Raw genomic sequence first — 16,528 nt, forward strand, 5'->3', positions numbered from 1 at the left:
GATACCAGAGCCAGGCCGCCACCGCCGCTTCAAGGAAAGCCGGGGGATCATTAAATGTCCTGATATTTGTCCTATTGCCTGCCAATTTTGACCCAATTTGTCCTATCTAGATGACATGCAGGACAACATCGCCTATGGCTTGAAGCCGTCGCCGTCTTGCGAACGCCACCTTTCGCTGGTGGGGTGAGCGTCTTGATACGGGCGGTGAGCGGGTACGGGGACCAATGACGACGATCAACGACGTGGCTGAGCGGGCGGGCGTCTCGCCCAAGACCGTCTCCCGCGTTCTCAACGATCATGAGAGCGTCAGCGCCAAGACGCGCGATCGTGTCCGCGCAGCCATGCAGGACCTCGGCTATCAGCCCAGTGCGGTGGCGCGCAGCCTGCGCTCACAGGGCTCCGGATCGGTCGGCGTGCTGATGGGCGACCCGTCGGGCGGCTACCACACCCGCGTCCACCACGCCCTGTTGCTGGCCTGCGTCGAGACCGGCCGCCACCTGTCGGTCGACTTGTCCGAGGGCCCCATCCCTGGCTGGCAGGACCGTGTCCGGGCGTTTGTGCGCGACGGCGGCATCCGCGAAATGATCCTGCTACCGCCGGAATGCGACTTTGGCCCGATGAAGGAGCTGATGCGCGAGTTGGACGTGCGCTGCGTGCTGATCACACCCACCACGCCCGACCCGCAGTTTCCCGCCATCGGCATGGACGACCGCGCCGCCGCGCGTGAAGTGGTCGAGCATCTGTTCTCGCTGGGCCACACCCGGATCGGCCACATCGCCGGCCACCCGGACCACGCCGCCAGCACCCATCGCCGCAACGGCTTCTTCGAGGCCTACGCCGCGCGCGGCCTGCCCCGCCCCTCGCCCGAGCTGATCGTGCAGGGCGAGTTCACCTTCAAGACCGGGATCGAGGCGGCCAAGACGCTGCTGGATATCGACAACCCGCCGACGGCGATCTTCGCGGCCAATGACGACATGGCCGCAGCCACCTGCATGGAAGCCCAGCGGCGCGGCCTGCGGATCCCCGACGATCTGTCCGTGGTGGGCTTCGACGACGCCCCGATCGCCGGCGTGATCTGGCCCAGCCTGACCACCATCCGCCAACCCTTCGACCAGATGGCCCTGCGCGCGATGCAGGCCTTCGCGGCGTGGAACGCCAATGAGGGCGCGGGCAAGACCAACACCCCCTTCCTCGCGCAGCACAGCCTTGTGGTGCGCGAGTCCACCGGTCCCGTCCGGAGCGACACGCCCGGCGGCCTCAAGACCTGAACCCGCCCCGCCACGGCCCGAGGCCGCGCGGGGCCCAAGAAGAACACGACGGAGGAAACATGACCTGGACGACTTTGCGGGGCCTCTCCCTCGCCCTGCTGATCGGCGCCTCGGCTTCGGCGCTGACGGTCGCCCCCGCCCTGGCCGACAGCGCCAAGCCCGTCGCCGCGCCCGCCCATCCGTGGATGGACAAGAGCCTCGACGCCGACAAGCGCGCGGACCTCGTGCTCAACGCCATGACCAACGATGAGAAGTTCACGCTGATCTTTGGCTATTTCGGCGCCGACATGAAGCCGAAGTACACGCGGATTCCCGACTCGCTGCCGGGCTCGGCGGGCTATGTCGCGGGCGTGCCGCGCCTGGGCATCCCGGCCCAGTTCCAGACCGACGCCGGCGTCGGCGTCGCCACCCAGGGCAGCGCCAAGGAATTCCGGGAGCGCACCGCCCTGCCCTCAGGCATGGCCACCACCGCGACCTGGAACCCGGAGTTGGCCTTCAAGGGCGGCGCGATGATCGGCAAGGAGGCGCGCGACTCCGGCTTCAACGTACAGCTGGCCGGCGGCGTCAATCTGGTCCGCGAGCCGCGCAACGGCCGCAACTTCGAGTACGGCGGCGAGGATCCGCTGCTGGCCGGCGTCATGGTCGCCGCCCAGATCCGGGGCATCCAGTCCAACAACATCATCTCGACCATCAAGCACTATGCGCTGAACGCCCAGGAGACCGGGCGCTTCGTGGTCAGCTCGAACATCGACGACACCGCCGCGCGGATGTCCGACCTGCTGGCGTTCCAGTTCGCCATCGAGCAGTCCGACCCGCACTCGGTGATGTGCGCCTATAACCGCGTCAATTCGGTCTATTCCTGCGAGAGCGACTGGCTGCTCAACACCGTCCTGAAGAAGGACTGGGGCTACAAGGGCTACGTCATGTCCGACTGGGGCGCGGCCCATTCGTCGGCCAAGGCCGCCAACGCCGGGCTCGACCAGGAATCGGCGGGCGAGGCCTTCGACAAGCAGCCCTTCTTCGCCGCGCCGCTGAAGGCCGACCTGGCCTCGGGCGCCGTCAGCCAAGCCCGCATCGACGACATGGCACGCCGGGTGCTGCGCGCGATGTTCGCCAGCGGCGTGGTCGATCACCCGCTGACGGGCGCGCCGATGGCCCTGCCGGCCGAGACCCTGGTCGCCCACGCCAAGATCACCCAGGCCGACGCCGAAGAAGGCATCGTCCTGCTGAAGAACGAGGGCGGCCTGCTGCCCCTGGCCAAGACCGCCAAGACCATCGCCGTGATCGGCGCCTACGCCGATGTCGGCGTGCTGTCGGGCGGCGGCTCCTCGCAGGTCTATCCCGTCGGCGGGCGCGCCGTGCAGGGCCTGGAGCCCAAGACCTGGCCGGGCCCGGTGATCTACTATCCCTCGTCGCCGCTGAAGGCGCTCGCCGCACGCTATCCCGGCGCCAAGGTCGTCTATGACGACGGGACCGATCCGGCCCGCGCCGCCAAGCTGGCGGCGTCCAGCGATCTGGCCCTGGTCTTCGCCGACCAGTGGACCACCGAGTCGGTCGACGTCGAGACCCTGAACCTGCCCAAGAACCAGGACGCGACGATCGACGCGGTGGCCTCGGCCAACAAAAAGACGGTCGTGGTGCTGCTGACCGGCGGTCCGGTCCTTATGCCGTGGCTCGACAAGGTCGGCGCCGTGGTCGAGGCCTGGTTCCCCGGCACGGCTGGCGGCGAGGCCATCGCACGTGTCCTGACCGGCGAGGTCGACGCCTCGGGCCGTCTGCCGGTGACCTTCCCCAAGAGCGTCGCCGAACTGCCGCGTCCCAAGCTGGACGGCCTGGGCAAGCCCGACGGCGAGATGTTCGACGTCGACTACACGCTGGAAGGCGCCGCCGTCGGCTACAAGTGGTACGACCTGAAGAAGATCGAGCCGCTGTTCGCCTTCGGCCACGGCCTCTCCTACACCCAGTTCGCCTATTCGAACCTGACGGCCAACGCCTCGGGCGACAAGGTCACGGTCAGCTTCGACGTGAAGAACGTCGGCCAGCGTCCCGGCAAGGACGTGCCGCAGGTCTATGTCAGTCCCAAGGCTGGTGGCTGGGAGGCCCCCAAGCGCCTGGCGGGCTTCCAGAAGGTCTCCCTCGCCCCCGGCGCCAGCCAGCGCGTGACCGTCACGGTCGACCCGCGCCTGCTGGCCGTCTGGGACAGCAAGGCGCATGGCTGGTCGATCGCGGCCGGCCAGTACGACATCGCCCTGGGCGCTTCGTCCCGGGCCCTCTCCTCCACCGCCCAGGTCACCCTGGCGGCTCGGAGCCTGCCGGTTTCCCCGGCGGCGAAGTAGTGAGCTGGCGGGAGCCAGCCTGTCTGCTTCCCGCCGTTCCCTGCGTCTCTTCCCGTCTTCAGGAGCGTCGCCCCCCGCGACGCTCCTTTTTTTGTCCGTCGGTTTGCCTCGCGCCATTGATCGCATAACTAGGGCCGCCGCCCTGTCGCGGCGTAGGGGAGACAAGCAGCGTGATCAGGATCGGCCTCGTGGGCCTGGGCAAGATCGCCCATGACCAGCATCTTCCCGCGATCGCCGGGGACCCGCGCTTTGACCTGGTCGCCGCCGCTAGTCATGGACGTCCGGCCCACGGCGATCTGCCGGTCTTTCACGATCTCAATGAGCTTCTCGCCCAGGGCCCAGCGGTCGACGCCGTAGCGCTCTGCACGCCGCCCCAAGTCCGACGCGAGACCGCGCTGACGGCGCTGCGGGCGGGCAAGCATGTGTTCCTCGAAAAGCCGCCGGGCGTCACCGTCGGTGAGGTCAACGAACTGGCCGCCGTGGCCCGCGACCAGGGCGTGACCCTGTTCACCAGCTGGCATTCGCGCTTCGCCGCCGGGGTTCCGAGAGCCAAGGTCTGGCTGGCGGAGCGCAAACTCCAGAAGCTGGCCATCGAATGGCGCGAGGACGTCCGCCGCTGGCACCCCGGCCAGACGTGGATCTGGCAGGCCGGCGGGATGGGGGTCTTCGACCCGGCGATCAACGCCCTCTCGATCCTGACCGAGATCATGCCCGCCGAGGTGTTCGTCACCGGCGCGCGTCTGCAGGTCCCTGAGAACGTCCAGGCCCCGATCGCCGGCCATGTCGACATGACCACGCTGAGCGGCGCGCCGATCACCGCCGATCTCGACTTCCTGCAGACCGGCCCGCAGACCTGGGACATTACCGCCTGGACCAACGACGGCGTGCTGAAGCTCTCGATGGGTGGGGCCGAGCTGATGATCGACGGGACGTCCGTCGAGGTCGGCGAGAACCGTGAATATCCGGGCCTCTATGACCGCTTCGCGACCCTGATCGCCGAGGGGCGCTCCGAGGTTGACATGCGGCCGCTGGCGCTGGTGGCGGATGCGTTCCTGGTGGGGGATCGGGAGAGCGTCGAGGCGTTTGTGGAGTAGGCGTTTCTAGCGCCCCCTCCGTCACGCGGCTGCGCCGCGCGCCACCTCCCCCGTTTCACGGGTGAGGAGTACGCCACACCCTCCTGCCCCGCTTGCGGGGGAGGTGGATCGGCGCCGATAGGCGACGAGACGGAGGGGGCGCGCTCGGCGCTCAATTCACCTGCCGCTCACGCCCCTCCCAGTACGGCGCCCGCAGTTCCCGCCGCAAAATCTTGCCCGACGCGTTGCGCGGCAAGGCCGGGACAAAGTCCACGCTCTTGGGCGCCTTGAAGTGAGCGATGCGGGTGCGGGCGAAGGCGATGATGTCGTCGGCGTCGGGCGTGACGCCGGGCTTGGGGGCGACCACCGCCTTGACCGCCTCGCCCCACTTGTCGTCGGGGACGCCGATCACGGCCACTTCGGCCACGTGCGGGTGGCCGTAGACCGCGCTCTCGACCTCGGCCGGATAGATGTTCTCGCCGCCCGAGATGATCATGTCCTTCACCCGATCGTGGATGAAGAGGTAGCCGTCCTCGTCGAGATAGCCGGCGTCGCCGGTTCGCAGCCAGCCGTCGGCGTCCATGGTCTTGGCCGTGGCCTCGTCCAGCTTCCAGTAGCCGGCCATGTTGGCGCTGGACCGCACCGCGACCTCGCCCACCGTGTTGGGCGGCAAGCTGTTGCCGGCATCGTCGATGATCTTCAGCTCCACGCCTGGCATCGGCAGCCCCGCGGCGCGCATGCGCTTGTTGCCGGCCGGGTCGTGATCCTCCGGCGGCAGGTAGACCACCGTGCCCGTCGTCTCGGTCATGCCGTACTGCTGGACGAAGCCGCAGCCGAACACCTCCATACACTCGCGCAGCAGGTCGAGCGGAATGGGCGCGGCGCCATAGAGGATGTGGGTCAGGCGCGAGTAGTCGACCTCGCGCGCCCTTGGCAGCCGCACCACGATCTGCAGCGCCGCCGGCACCATGAACATCTTCGAGATGCGATCCTTCTCGATGAAGTCCAGGACCTTGGTCGGATCGAACTCGCGAGCCACCACGCCCTTGGCGCCGTTGATTAGGCCCACCAGGCCCCAGCCGGTGCCGCCGATATGGGCCACGGGCATCGCCACTAGGCTGACGTCGCTGGGCCCCCACTGGTTCCACTCCAGCGGGTTCTTGGCCGCCTCACGCCGCATGCCCAGAAGGTTGTGATGGGTCAGCATCGCGCCCTTGGGCCGCCCCGTGGTGCCTGATGTGTACAGCTGGATGGCGATGTCCGAGGTCTTGATCGGCTTGTGCGGGTCCACGTCGCTGGCCGCGTCGCGCCAGGCCTCAAAGGTCGGATAGTCGCCTGCGTCCTCAGGCTCCATGGCGATGACCACAGGACGGTGGGTCAGCTCGGCGGCGACCGCGTCAACATGGCCGATCAGCTCGCGACCGACAAAGACCAGCCTGGCGTCGCTGTCGGCGACGATATAGGCGATCTCCGGCGCGGCCAGACGCCAGCCGATCGGCGTGGTGACCACCCCAGCCTTGGCCGCGCCGAGCAGCAGCTCGAAATAGTGGTCGCTGTTCTTGCCGATATAGGCGATGCGGTCGCCGGTCGACAGCCCGGCCGCCAGAAGCGCGTTGGCCACCTGATTGGCGTGCCGATCCAGCTGCGCGAAACTTGTCTCGCGCCCCTCGAAGCTGAAGGCCACCGCCTCAGGCCGCGCCTCGGCGTGATAACGCGGCACGTCGCCCAGCGTGTTCATGCGGTCGAAGTCGATCGCCTCGGACATCCAGCCTGTCTCCCTCGTTCGCCGGCTCTGCGTCCGGTCAAACAGATGTTGGGACAGGTTTACCCTGACGGCAAGCTATCCCTTACGGGAGGGAGCCGTCGCCTATCGCCAGGCGCTGACGCCGATCACCACCGCCGTGGCGCCCGCGCGCTCGCCGGCCTCCCGGGCGGGCCCGAATGCGCGCTCGCGCACCACGCCGACATAGGGCGCGAACTCGCGTTTGATCTCGTAGCGCAGGCGCAGACCGCCCTCGAGCCGCCCCGCGCCCGCTTCGGCCAGATCGGCCTCCAGGCGCGGCTGCAGGATCAGCTTCTGGGTGAAGCGCAGGTCATAGGACGCCTCGGCCCGGGCCGAGACGTCGCCGCGATCCGAGACATAGGCCGCGCCGTGCAGCTCGAACCAATAGGGCGCGAGCCCCTCGAAGCCGGCGGTCGCGTAGCTGCGCCCCTTCGGCGCGAGGTCGTAGCGCACCCCCGCCTGCAGGTCGAAATAGGGACCGATCGGCCAGGCCTTCAGCCCCTCGACCTCGGCCTTCTCCCAGCCGTGGCCATCCACGCGCTCCCCGCGCGCCTTGACCACCCACTTGGTGGCGTCCGTGCCCCACCAGGCCTGGCCTTCGAAGGCCTGGGCGTCGTCGCCGTTCCGGAACCGATGCTCGGCCACCTCGGCGCGCACCACCCAGGCGGTCCCGCCGCCGTGCTCCTTCATCAGTTGGGCGCGGGCGGCGGCCATCACGGCCGGGCTGTAGAAGCGCTCGGCGGCGTAGTCGGTGGGAATCGGCGGAGGCGGGGCCGCGCTCGCCGAGGCAGGCGCGGTCGGCGCCGCATGGTGCATGTGGTGACCGGCGTGTGGATCCGCCGCCGGCGCCGCCTGGGGCGCCGCCCCATGCATGTGGTGGCCCGCATGCGGATCGGCCGCCGCCGGCTGAGCGGTCGGCATGCGATGACCGGCGTGCGGGTCGACCGCCTTGGGCGCAGGGGCGCTTACGGCTGCGGCCGGGGCGTGGTGATGATGCTCGTGCTGCAAGTCGACGATCACGCGGCGGCCCCATCGAGCGGCCGCACGGTGACGACGTTGAACATCCCCGCGTGCATGTGCAGCAGCAGGTGGCAGTGGAAGGCCCAGTCGCCGGGCTCATCGGCGGTCAGGTCGAAGGCGACCTTGCCGCCCGGGGCGACATTGACCGTATGCTTCAGGGGCTGGCGTTCCTGGCCGTTGACCAGCTCGAAGAAGTGGCCGTGCAGGTGGATCGGGTGGGCCATCATGGTGTCGTTGATCAGCACCACCCGCGCGCGCTCGTCCCGCTGGAAGGCGATGGGCTTCTTGATCGGCCCGAACGCCTCGCCGTCGAACGCCCACATGAAGCGCTCCATGTTGCCGGTCAGGTGGATCTCGATCGTCCGGCCCGGCGGACGAGGATCCTTGGGCGGATAGAGGCTGGCGAGGTCCGCATAGGTCAGCACCCGATGGCCCGCGTCCTCGAGGCCCTGGGGCGGCTCGGCCATGCGGTCCATCGGCATCGGCGAGATGGTCTGCACGCCCGGCGTCAGCGGCACGTTCGGCGCGTTGGACTGGGCCCGCATCGACATGTCCATGCCCGGCATGTCCATCCCGTGGTGCATGTTCCCCATGCCCATGTCCTTCATCGACGCCACCGGGCGCTGGCGCAGCGGCGGGACGGCGGCGGTCATGCCCAGGCGCGGCGCCAGGGTCCCGCGCGCCATCCCCGACCGGTCAGAGGCCTCGGCCACCAGGGTGAAGGCCTTGTCCTTGTTGGGCCGTACGATGACGTCGAAGGTCTCGGCGGGGGCGATCTGGAACTCGTCCACGGCCACCGGCGAAACCAGCTGGCCGTCGGTTCCCACCACCTCGAGCGACAGGCCCGGGATGCGGACGTTGAAGATGGTCATGGCCCCGGCGTTGATGAAGCGCAGCCGCACACGCTCGCCTGGCGCGAACAGGCCCGTCCAGTTGTCGCCCGGTCCGTGGCCATTCATCAGGTAGGTGTAGACCGCGCCCGTGACGTCGGCGATGTCCGTGGGGTCCATGCGCATCTTGCCCCACTCCAGCCGGTCCTTCAGCGACTGATCCTGGCCCTTCAGCAGCCCGGCGACGGTCTGCTTCTGCATATTGAAGTGACCGGGGCTGACCTTCAGCTTCCGGAACAGTTCGTGCGGATGCAGGAAGCTCCAGTCCGACAGCACGACCACATGTTCGCGATCATAGGCGACCGGGTCCTCGCCGGCCGGGTCGATGATCATTGGCCCATAGTGACCCATCTGCTCCTGTAGGCCCGAATGGCTGTGCCACCAGTAGGTGCCCGACTGGCGGATGGGAAATTCATAGGTGAAGGTCTCGCCGGGCTTGATGCCCGGGAAGCTGACACCCGGCACGCCGTCCATCTGGAACGGCACCAAGAGGCCATGCCAGTGGATGGAGGTGTCCTCATCCAGGGTGTTGGTCACCGACAGCTTGACGGTCTGGCCTTCCTTCAACCGGATCAGCGGCCCGGGGATAGCGCCGTTGACAGTCACGGCGTGGCCGGTCTTGCCGTCGATCTTCGCCATCGTGTGGCCGACCGTCAGCTTGATCTCCTCGCCGCTCAGGGCCGGCGGCGAGCGCTCGCCTTCGCGCGCCATCGCCCAGCCCGGAAGCAGGCCCGCCGCGCCCAAGGACAGGGCGCCCTGCAGCAAAGTGCGTCGATCAAAAGCCGTCATCGCCGATCCGTATTCCAACACAGACACCACTTGGATATCACGCGAGCCATGTCCAAGAGCACCCCCGCCACGATCGCCCTGACCAAGGCCGGAGTCGCTTTCGATCTCCATACGTACGACTACGACCCTGGATCAGAGCGCGTGGGCCTGCAGGCCGCCGAGGCCCTGGGCGAAGACCCCCGCCGGGTGCTCAAGACCCTGATCGTCATGCTGGACGGCAAGCCCGCCTGCGCCATCCTGCCCTCCGACCAGGAGGTCAGCATGAAGAAGCTGGCCGCCGCCCTGAAGGGCAAGTCCGCCGCCATGGCCCCCGTGCCCGACGCCGAGCGGATCACCGGCTACAAGGTCGGCGGCGTCAGCCCCTTCGGCCAGAAGAAGCGCCTGCCCACGGTGCTGGAAGAAGCCGCCCTGGCCGAGCCGTACGTCTTCATCAACGGCGGTCAGCGGGGCCTGCAAGTGCGGCTCGCGCCGGCGGATGCGGTGAAGGCGCTTGGCGCTGTGACGGCCGCAATTGTTGCGGAATAGCGCAGGCGCTTGAAATACCGCCCGCTCCTGGCCTATAAGCCGCGCCTCCTGGTCTGGCTGGGTAGCTCAGATGGTTAGAGCGGTGGATTCATAACCCACAGGTCGGCGGTTCGATCCCGCCCCCCGCCACCAGGAATTGACCGCCCCCGAGCGTCGGGGCCTACTCCGCCCATGACCACCAAGATCTTCAAAGGCGGATGCCTGTGCGGCGCCCTGCGCTGGGAGGCTGATCGGGCGCCCGACTATATGGGCCTGTGCTGCTGCGCCGACTGCCGCAAGGCCTCTGGCTCAGGCTTCATCCCGTTCATGGGCTTTGCGGCCGAGGCCCTGACGATCACCGGGCCGACCCGGCAGTATCGCTGCCTTGCGCTGCGCGGGGGCGAGTCGACGCGCAACTCTTGCCCCACTTGCGGAGGCCTCGTGTTCGGCGGCGAACACGGGCTGACGGACAGCCACACGATCTACGCCGGCAGCCTTGATGATCCGTCGCTGTTCAGGCCCGCCATGCTTCTGTTTGAGCGGGACCGCCCCGGCTGGGTGGTCCCGCCAGAAGGGCTCGAGCGCTTCGAGACGATGCCCGGCTAGAGCATTTTCCGATCTATTTGGATCGGAAAATGCTCTAGCCCTTTGTATTAACGCATTTTCTGACGACGAACCGGATCCACTTCGTCGGAAAATGCTCTAGAAGGGCATGCCGGGGTCGTAGTGGTCGGGCGCCTGGCCGATCAGGGCGACCTCCATCGCCGACTTGGCCGGGCCCACCAGCTCAGCGCCATAGACCGCCGTGCCGCTGTAAGCCTTGCCAAAGAACGCTTTCACCGCCTCAGCGTAGACGCCGACGCCCACCTCAAGCCCCTTGGCCATGAGGAACCCCGCCACGGCGGCCTTGGAGCCCAGCGCGTCGTGACCATAGGCTTCGAAGTATTTCTGCTGGCCGACGATGTAGTCGATCGCCGCGGTCACATTCACCCCGGCGGCTGCAGCCTTTGAATTGCCGATGATGGCGTCGTACATCTTGGTCACCGCCTCGCGGAAGCCGAGCGCGTCATAGGCGGCCTTGAAGGTCGCCGCGCCGGTGCCGCTCATCGCCTGGTTCACCGCGAACTCGATGTACTTGTTCTCGGTGTTGTAGATCGCATAGGCGAAGTCGGTCAGGTCTGTGGTGTTGGTCGCGCTGTCGATCAGCTCGTTCAGCGCCGCCTGGGTGGGCGTGCGGCCGGTGAAGAAGTTCACCGCCTGCAGGGCCAAGGCCGAAGTGTCGGCCGAGAAGCTGACCAGCTTGTCGAGGAACACCGCCTGGGTTATCTTGCCGGCCGCAACATCGGCCTGCAGCTGGGCCAGAAGCTTCATCTCGCTGTAGAGCGTGTTGAGCACCTTCTCGCCGTTGGGGCCGGTCAGATACTCCGACAGCGCCTTGGACGACGTCGCCGAGACGCCCGACAGCGCCTGATAGATCTCCTCGATCTTCTCCTTGGTCAGGATCAAGGGCGTGCCCACCGTGCCCGTGCCACCCGTGCTTCCGCCCGAGCCGCCGCCGAAGACGACGCTCAACGGCGTATCCAGCGGATACTTGGCCAGAGCTTCCTTGAAGGTCTGGATGCCGATGTCGACCAAGACCGGATTGGCCTCAACGATCGCCAGCGCAGCATCGACCTCAGGCGTCAGCATGCCCAGCGACTTGAAGAGCACGCGCAGCTCGCTGAACTTGAAAGTGGCCTGGATGATGCCGCTGTCCACCAGCTGAATCAGGAATTGGAAATCACGAAGTGTCGGCTCGGCCATGTGGGAATCCCTCCGGGACCCTCCCGCCGCACCACGCGCCACGCCCTGGTCCCTGAACATCGTTCTAGGATTTGAAGCGCCTGGGCCGACATCCCCGGAACAGGGGATGGTGGCGCGAACTCAACCTTCGGGAATTGTCCGATAGGGCCGTGAGCCGACTAACGCTGGGGCCCGAACCGCGCCACTAGGTCGTAGGCCTCGCCGGGGAAGGTTTGGCGGACACGCGTCACGTGCTGGCCCTCGCGCCAGGTGCGGCGGTCGACGACGAGGCAGGCCGCGCCCTCGTCCAAGCCTAGCAGTTGAGCGTCTTCGGCGTCGGCGTTGACGGCGCTGATGCGGCTCTCGGCCTCGGTCCAGGCGACGTGCTCCAGGAGCCAGGCCCCTGGCGGCGTCTGCGCGAAATCAGTCTCCGCGATCTCGGGAACCGCCTTCAGAGAGACGAGGCGGCGCTCCAGGGCGAACGGCCGGCCGCCTGCGTCATGCACCCCATCCAAAGCCAGCAGCTTGCCGCCCGCCGCCAGTTCGACCTCCTCGGGGCTGTCGCGATCAGGGAGCCGCACGGTCCGCGAAAACAGTCGGAAGCCGTAGGTCTCGCCGCGTGCGACGATCTCGGACTGGATGTCGGGGATGTTGAGCACCGGGGCGTGGACGCGGGGCCTGGCCACGAACGAGCCGGCCCGCTTGCGGCGCACGATCAGGCCGGCCTCGACCAGGGCGATCATCGCCTTGTTCACCGTCATCCGCGAGCAGCCATAGGCCTCCATCAGCTCGGCCTCGGTGGGGGCGCGGTGTCCGGGCGTCCATTCGCCGGAGCGGATGCGGGCCTCGATGTCGGCGCGGATGCGCTGGTGCAGCGGTCCGGTCACGCCAGCAGGGCCTTCAGGGTCTCGACGTAGCGCGTGGCGATCACCTCGCGGGCGTGGTGGCGGCCGCCCGACACCAGTCGCCGACCGTGACGCCAGACCGTGTCGATCCCGCCGCCGGCGAAGACCAGGCTGTCGATCAGGGTGTCGCCCGTGCGGCCGACGAGGTTCGGGTGATGGGTGTCCAGCGTGACGAAGTCGGCCGGCGCGCCACGCCGCAATTCGCCCCGTCCCGCACCAAGCGCTTGGGCGCCGCCCAGCGCCGCCGCGCGCCAGAGGTCGCCGCCGGTGGCGCGGCGCGGACCGCCCGCCAGCACGTTACGCGCCCGGCGCGACAGGCGCTGGGCGTACTCCAGGGTTCGGAGTTCCTGAGCGGCGTCGATCACGATGTTGGAGTCGGTGCCGATTCCGAAGCGTCCGCCAGCGGCCAGATAGTCCGGGGTCGGGAAAATCCCGTCGCCCAGATTGGCTTCCGTCACCGGACACAGGCCCGCCGCCGCGCCGCTCTTGGCCAGCCGCTCGGTCTCGGTAGCGTTGATGTGGGTTGCGTGGATCAGGCACCAGCGCTTGTCGACCTCGGTGTGGTTCATCAGCCAGCGCACGGGGCGCTGGCCGGTGGCGGCCAGGCAGTCGTCGACCTCCTTGGTTTGCTCGGCGACGTGCATGTGGATCGGCCCACTGGCGGCGAGCGGGAGGATCGCGTCGAGCTCCTCGCCGGTCACCGCGCGCAGGCTGTGCGGCGCGACGCCGACCACCGCCTCGGGCAGGCCCGCGACGATCCCGCGGCAGGCCTCGACCAGCCGCGCGAAGCCGTCGACGTCGTGGATGAAGCGCTTCTGACCCTCGGTCGGCGGCAGGCCGCCGAAATTGCTGTGGGCGTAGAACACCGGCAGCAGGGTCAGACCGATCCCTGTCTCCTCGGCCGCCGCGGCCATCCGCGCGGCCATCTCGGCCGGGTTGTCGTAGAAGCCGCCATCGGGGGCGTGGTGTAGGTAGTGGAACTCGCCCACCCGCGTGAACCCGCCCTCCAGCATCTCGACCTGGCCCATCGCGGCGATGGCCTGGGCCATGTCGGGGTCCAAGCGCTCAAGGAAGCGGTACATCACCTCGCGCCAGGTCCAGAAGTTGTCCCCCGTTTCGCCGCGCGTCTCCGCCAGGCCCGCCATGGCGCGCTGGAAGGCGTGGCTATGCACATTGCCAAGGCCCGGCAGGGCCGGACCCAGGCGCTGGGCGTCGCCGGCCGGGGCGTCGGTGTCGATCCGGGCGATGCGGCCGTCGGTGATCGTGAACTTGACGCCCCGGGCCCAGCCTTCCGCCAGCAGCGCGCTCTCGCACCAGACCACGGTCGAAACGGACTCGGGAATTTGCGTGTCGGTCACTGGACAAGCCTCATCGTTCGCAAATATGTCTATACATATTGAAGCGCGCCGCAAGGGCCGCGCGGTGCTGGCGGAGGCAGGCTCATGCGCTGTGATCGGGTGTGGATCAACGCCCGTCTCGCCACCCTGGCGCAGGACCGCGAAGGGCTGGGCGTCGTCGAGGACGGCGTCGTCGCCAGCCTGGACGGCCGCATCGCCTATGCCGGTCCCGCCGCTGAGGCCCCGACCTTCGAAGCCGCCGAGACGATCGATGTCGACGGCCGCTGGATCACGCCCGGCCTGATCGACCCGCACACCCACCTCGTCTTCGCCGGCGACCGCGCCCACGAGTTCGAGCTGCGCCTGGCCGGCGCCTCGTATGAAGAGATCGCCCGCGCCGGCGGCGGCATCGTCTCGACCATGCGCGCCACCCGCGCCGCGTCCGAGGCCGAGCTGATCCAGGCCGCCCTGCCCCGCCTCGACGTCCTGCTGGCCGAGGGCGTCACCACGGTCGAAATCAAGTCCGGCTATGGCCTGTCGCTGGACGACGAGCTCAAGAGCCTGCGCGCCGCCCGGGCGCTCGCCGACATCCGCCGGGTGGCCGTCACCACCACCTTCCTCGGCGCCCACGCCCTGCCGCCCGAGTACCGCGACGACAAGGACGGCTATGTCGATCTCGTCTGCCAGACGATGATCCCGGCCATCGCCGCGCGGGGCTTGGCCGACGCGGTGGACGGGTTCTGCGAGGGCATCGGCTTCTCGCCTGACCAGATCCGCCGGGTGTTCGACGCGGCCAGGGCCCACGGCCTGCCGGTCAAGCTGCACGCCGAGCAGCTGTCGAACCTGTCAGGCGCGGCGCTGGCGGCCGAGTACAGCGCCCTGTCCGCCGACCATCTGGAGCACCTGGACGAGGCCGGGATCGCCGCCATGGCCGCCTCGGGCACGGTCGCGACCCTGCTGCCCGGCGCCTACTACTTCACCCGCGAGCACAAGGCCCCGCCGATCGCGGCCCTGCGCGCGGCGGGCGTGCCCATGGCCCTGGCCACCGACTGCAATCCCGGCACCTCGCCGCTGACCTCGCCGCTCCTGGTCATGAACATGGCCGCGACCCTGTTTCGCATGACCGTCGAGGAGTGCTTGGCCGGCGTCACGCGCGAGGCCGCGCGAGCGCTGGGCCTGCTCGCCGACAGGGGGACGCTGGAGGCCGGCAAGGCCTGCGATCTCGCCATCTGGGACATCGAACGTCCCGCCGAACTTGTCTATCGCATGGGCTTCAATCCGCTCCATGCCCGCGTGTGGAGAGGCCTGTGACCGAGCTTGTTCTGAACCCCGGCGCAGTGTCGCTGGCCGAATGGAAGGCGATCTATCGCGGGGCCTCCGCGCGGCTGGCCGAGACGGCTTGGCCGGTGATCGCGGAAAGCGCTGCGGCGGTGCAGCGTATCCTGGCCAAGGGCGAGCCGGTCTATGGGATCAACACCGGCTTTGGGAAACTGGCCAGCGTCCGGATCGGCGACGCCGACCTTGAGACCCTGCAGCGCAACATCGTCCTGTCGCACGCGGCCGGTGTCGGCGAGCCCTCGCCGGTCCCGGTGATCCGGCTGATGATGGCTCTGAAGCTGGCCAGCCTGGCCCAAGGCGCCTCGGGCGTGCGGGTCGAGACGGTGCGGATGCTGGAAGAGATGCTGGTCGAAGGGCTGACGCCGGTGGTGCCCTGCCAGGGCTCGGTCGGCGCCTCTGGCGATCTGGCCCCGCTGTCGCACATGGCCGCGACCATGATCGGGGTCGGCGAGATCTTCGTCGATGGCAAGCGCCTGCCCGCCGCGGAAGTCTTGGCGCAGGCGGGACTCGAGCCCCTGGTCCTTGGCCCCAAGGAGGGCCTGGCCCTGCTGAACGGCACCCAGTTCTCGACGGCCAACGCCCTGGCGGGTCTGTTCGAGGCCGAGCGTCTGTTCCAGTCGGCCCTAGTGACTGGCGCGCTGTCGACCGAAGCCGCCAAAGGCTCGGACACTCCCTTCGATCCGCGTATTCACACCCTGCGTCGCCACGCCGGCCAGATCGAGACCGCCGCCGCCCTGCGCGCGCTGATGAGCGCGTCTGAGATCCGCGCCTCGCACCTGAAGGAGGACGAGCGCGTCCAGGACCCCTACTGCCTGCGCTGCCAGCCGCAGGTGATGGGCGCGGCCCTGGACGTTCTGCGGCAAGCGGCCGCCACGCTGGAGACCGAGGCCAACGGGGTCTCAGACAATCCGCTGATCTTCCCGGAAGCGGATGAGGCCCTGTCCGGCGGCAACTTCCACGCCGAGCCGGTGGCCTTCGCCGCCGACATGATCGCCCTGGCGGTCTGCGAGATCGGCTCGATCGCCGAGCGGCGCATCGCCATGCTGGTCGACCCGGCGCTGTCGGGCCTGCCGGCGTTCCTGACACCGAAACCGGGGCTGAACTCGGGCTTCATGATCCCTCAGGTCACGGCCGCCGCCCTGGTCTCGGAGAACAAGCAGCGCGCCTACCCGGCCAGCGTCGACTCAATCCCGACCTCGGCCAACCAGGAGGACCACGTCTCGATGGCCGCCCACGGCGCACGGCGCCTCTTGGCCATGGTCGAGAACGCCGACGCGGTCCTGGGGATCGAGCTGCTGGCCGCCGCGCAGGGCTGCGACTTCCACGCCCCGCTGCGGTCCAGCGCCGCGCTGGAAGCGGTGCGGGCGCTGACGCGGAGCCAGATTCCGCACCTGTCGGACGACCGCCACTTCCACCCCGACATGGAAGCGGCCAACGCCCTGGTGCGGAGCGGCGCGGTGATCGGCGCAGTGGGTGCGTTGCCGGGGGTCGCCTGATGGCCAA

General features: G+C 68.7%; 13 protein-coding genes, 1 tRNA gene and 1 pseudogene. 8 read left to right on the plus strand and 7 right to left on the minus strand.

Going from position 1 to position 16,528, the window contains the following annotated elements:
- The first annotated feature begins 224 nt into the window (after window positions 1–224).
- From ACT53N_RS13140 to ACT53N_RS13150, 3 genes are all read left to right on the plus strand, one after another.
- On the plus strand, window positions 225–1,268 hold the full coding sequence (locus tag ACT53N_RS13140) for a LacI family DNA-binding transcriptional regulator (RefSeq protein ID WP_476064319.1): 1,044 nt from the start codon (window positions 225–227) through the stop codon (window positions 1,266–1,268).
- A gap of 59 nt (window positions 1,269–1,327) precedes the next feature.
- Entirely contained in the window at window positions 1,328–3,604 is a 2,277-nt protein-coding gene (locus ACT53N_RS13145; RefSeq protein ID WP_476064320.1) for a beta-glucosidase, read from the plus strand.
- A 170-nt stretch (window positions 3,605–3,774) separates the two neighbouring features.
- Window positions 3,775–4,698 (plus strand): Gfo/Idh/MocA family protein, encoded by a 924-nt coding sequence (locus ACT53N_RS13150; protein WP_476064321.1) that lies wholly within the window; start codon window positions 3,775–3,777, stop codon window positions 4,696–4,698.
- Window positions 4,699–4,754: 56 nt separating this feature from the next.
- Here ACT53N_RS13150 and ACT53N_RS13155 read toward each other — a convergent pair.
- The 4 genes and pseudogenes from ACT53N_RS13155 to ACT53N_RS13170 form a co-directional block, all read right to left on the minus strand.
- A pseudogene (locus tag ACT53N_RS13155) lies at window positions 4,755–4,838 on the minus strand (hypothetical protein); the annotation flags it as partial.
- A gap of 11 nt (window positions 4,839–4,849) precedes the next feature.
- The gene (locus tag ACT53N_RS13160) at window positions 4,850–6,442 is read right to left on the minus strand and encodes a fatty acid--CoA ligase (protein ID WP_476064322.1); all 1,593 of its coding nucleotides are present in this window, start codon (window positions 6,440–6,442) and stop codon (window positions 4,850–4,852) included.
- 102 nt (window positions 6,443–6,544) lie between these two features.
- Window positions 6,545–7,480, minus strand: a complete 936-nt coding sequence (locus tag ACT53N_RS13165; protein ID WP_476064323.1) for a copper resistance protein B — start codon at window positions 7,478–7,480, stop codon at window positions 6,545–6,547.
- On the minus strand, window positions 7,477–9,159 hold the full coding sequence (locus tag ACT53N_RS13170) for a copper resistance system multicopper oxidase (RefSeq protein WP_476064324.1): 1,683 nt from the start codon (window positions 9,157–9,159) through the stop codon (window positions 7,477–7,479). Before ACT53N_RS13170 ends, ACT53N_RS13165 begins: the two co-directional genes overlap by 4 nt.
- Window positions 9,160–9,207: 48 nt before the next feature.
- Between ACT53N_RS13170 and ybaK the strand changes: the two genes are divergently transcribed.
- The 3 genes from ybaK (at window position 9,208) to ACT53N_RS13185 (ending at window position 10,269) form a co-directional block, all read left to right on the plus strand.
- Window positions 9,208–9,684, plus strand: a complete 477-nt coding sequence (gene ybaK, locus ACT53N_RS13175; RefSeq protein ID WP_476064325.1) for a Cys-tRNA(Pro) deacylase — start codon at window positions 9,208–9,210, stop codon at window positions 9,682–9,684.
- A 55-nt stretch (window positions 9,685–9,739) separates the two neighbouring features.
- Window positions 9,740–9,816 (plus strand) — tRNA-Met (locus ACT53N_RS13180).
- Between the two features lie 39 nt (window positions 9,817–9,855).
- The gene (locus ACT53N_RS13185; protein WP_476064326.1) at window positions 9,856–10,269 is read left to right on the plus strand and encodes a GFA family protein; all 414 of its coding nucleotides are present in this window, start codon (window positions 9,856–9,858) and stop codon (window positions 10,267–10,269) included.
- A 96-nt stretch (window positions 10,270–10,365) separates the two neighbouring features.
- On the opposite strand, the gene ACT53N_RS13190 is transcribed toward ACT53N_RS13185, so the two are convergent.
- The 3 genes from ACT53N_RS13190 to ACT53N_RS13200 all read right to left on the minus strand — a co-directional run bounded on the left by ACT53N_RS13190 (window position 10,366) and on the right by ACT53N_RS13200 (window position 13,708).
- Window positions 10,366–11,466: a hypothetical protein gene (locus tag ACT53N_RS13190; RefSeq protein ID WP_476064327.1), complete on the minus strand. Its 1,101-nt coding sequence runs from the start codon at window positions 11,464–11,466 to the stop codon at window positions 10,366–10,368.
- Between the two features lie 158 nt (window positions 11,467–11,624).
- Entirely contained in the window at window positions 11,625–12,332 is a 708-nt protein-coding gene (gene hutC, locus ACT53N_RS13195) for a histidine utilization repressor (protein ID WP_476064328.1), read from the minus strand.
- Window positions 12,329–13,708: a formimidoylglutamate deiminase gene (locus tag ACT53N_RS13200; protein ID WP_476064329.1), complete on the minus strand. Its 1,380-nt coding sequence runs from the start codon at window positions 13,706–13,708 to the stop codon at window positions 12,329–12,331. The genes hutC and ACT53N_RS13200 overlap by 4 nt, the downstream gene beginning before the upstream one ends.
- An 84-nt stretch (window positions 13,709–13,792) precedes the next feature.
- On the opposite strand from ACT53N_RS13200, the gene hutI reads away from it, so the two are divergent.
- Together hutI and hutH are read left to right on the plus strand one after the other, a co-directional pair.
- Window positions 13,793–14,998 (plus strand): imidazolonepropionase, encoded by a 1,206-nt coding sequence (hutI, locus tag ACT53N_RS13205; protein ID WP_476064330.1) that lies wholly within the window; start codon window positions 13,793–13,795, stop codon window positions 14,996–14,998.
- Window positions 14,983–16,521 carry a histidine ammonia-lyase gene (gene hutH / locus ACT53N_RS13210; protein ID WP_476064331.1) on the plus strand — a complete coding sequence of 513 codons (1,539 nt, stop codon included), beginning with the start codon at window positions 14,983–14,985 and terminating at the stop codon, window positions 16,519–16,521. Before hutI ends, hutH begins: the two co-directional genes overlap by 16 nt.
- Window positions 16,522–16,528: the final 7 nt, after the last annotated feature.

The organism is Caulobacter sp. DMC95 (genome assembly GCF_056313785.1).

What these genes read in the sequence shown, in the direction of transcription:
- ACT53N_RS13145 (WP_476064320.1), top strand. Translation starts at nt 1,328, where the DNA reads ATGACCTGGACGACTTTGCGGGGCCTCTCCCTCGCCCTGCTGATCGGC.
- hutI (WP_476064330.1), top strand. Translation starts at nt 13,793, where the DNA reads ATGCGCTGTGATCGGGTGTGGATCAACGCCCGTCTCGCCACCCTGGCG.
- ACT53N_RS13160 (WP_476064322.1), bottom strand. Translation starts at nt 6,442, where the DNA reads ATGTCCGAGGCGATCGACTTCGACCGCATGAACACGCTGGGCGACGTG.
- ACT53N_RS13185 (WP_476064326.1), top strand. Translation starts at nt 9,856, where the DNA reads ATGACCACCAAGATCTTCAAAGGCGGATGCCTGTGCGGCGCCCTGCGC.
- ACT53N_RS13190 (WP_476064327.1), bottom strand. Translation starts at nt 11,466, where the DNA reads ATGGCCGAGCCGACACTTCGTGATTTCCAATTCCTGATTCAGCTGGTG.
- ACT53N_RS13170 (WP_476064324.1), bottom strand. Translation starts at nt 9,159, where the DNA reads ATGACGGCTTTTGATCGACGCACTTTGCTGCAGGGCGCCCTGTCCTTG.
- ACT53N_RS13140 (WP_476064319.1), top strand. Translation starts at nt 225, where the DNA reads ATGACGACGATCAACGACGTGGCTGAGCGGGCGGGCGTCTCGCCCAAG.
- ybaK (WP_476064325.1), top strand. Translation starts at nt 9,208, where the DNA reads ATGTCCAAGAGCACCCCCGCCACGATCGCCCTGACCAAGGCCGGAGTC.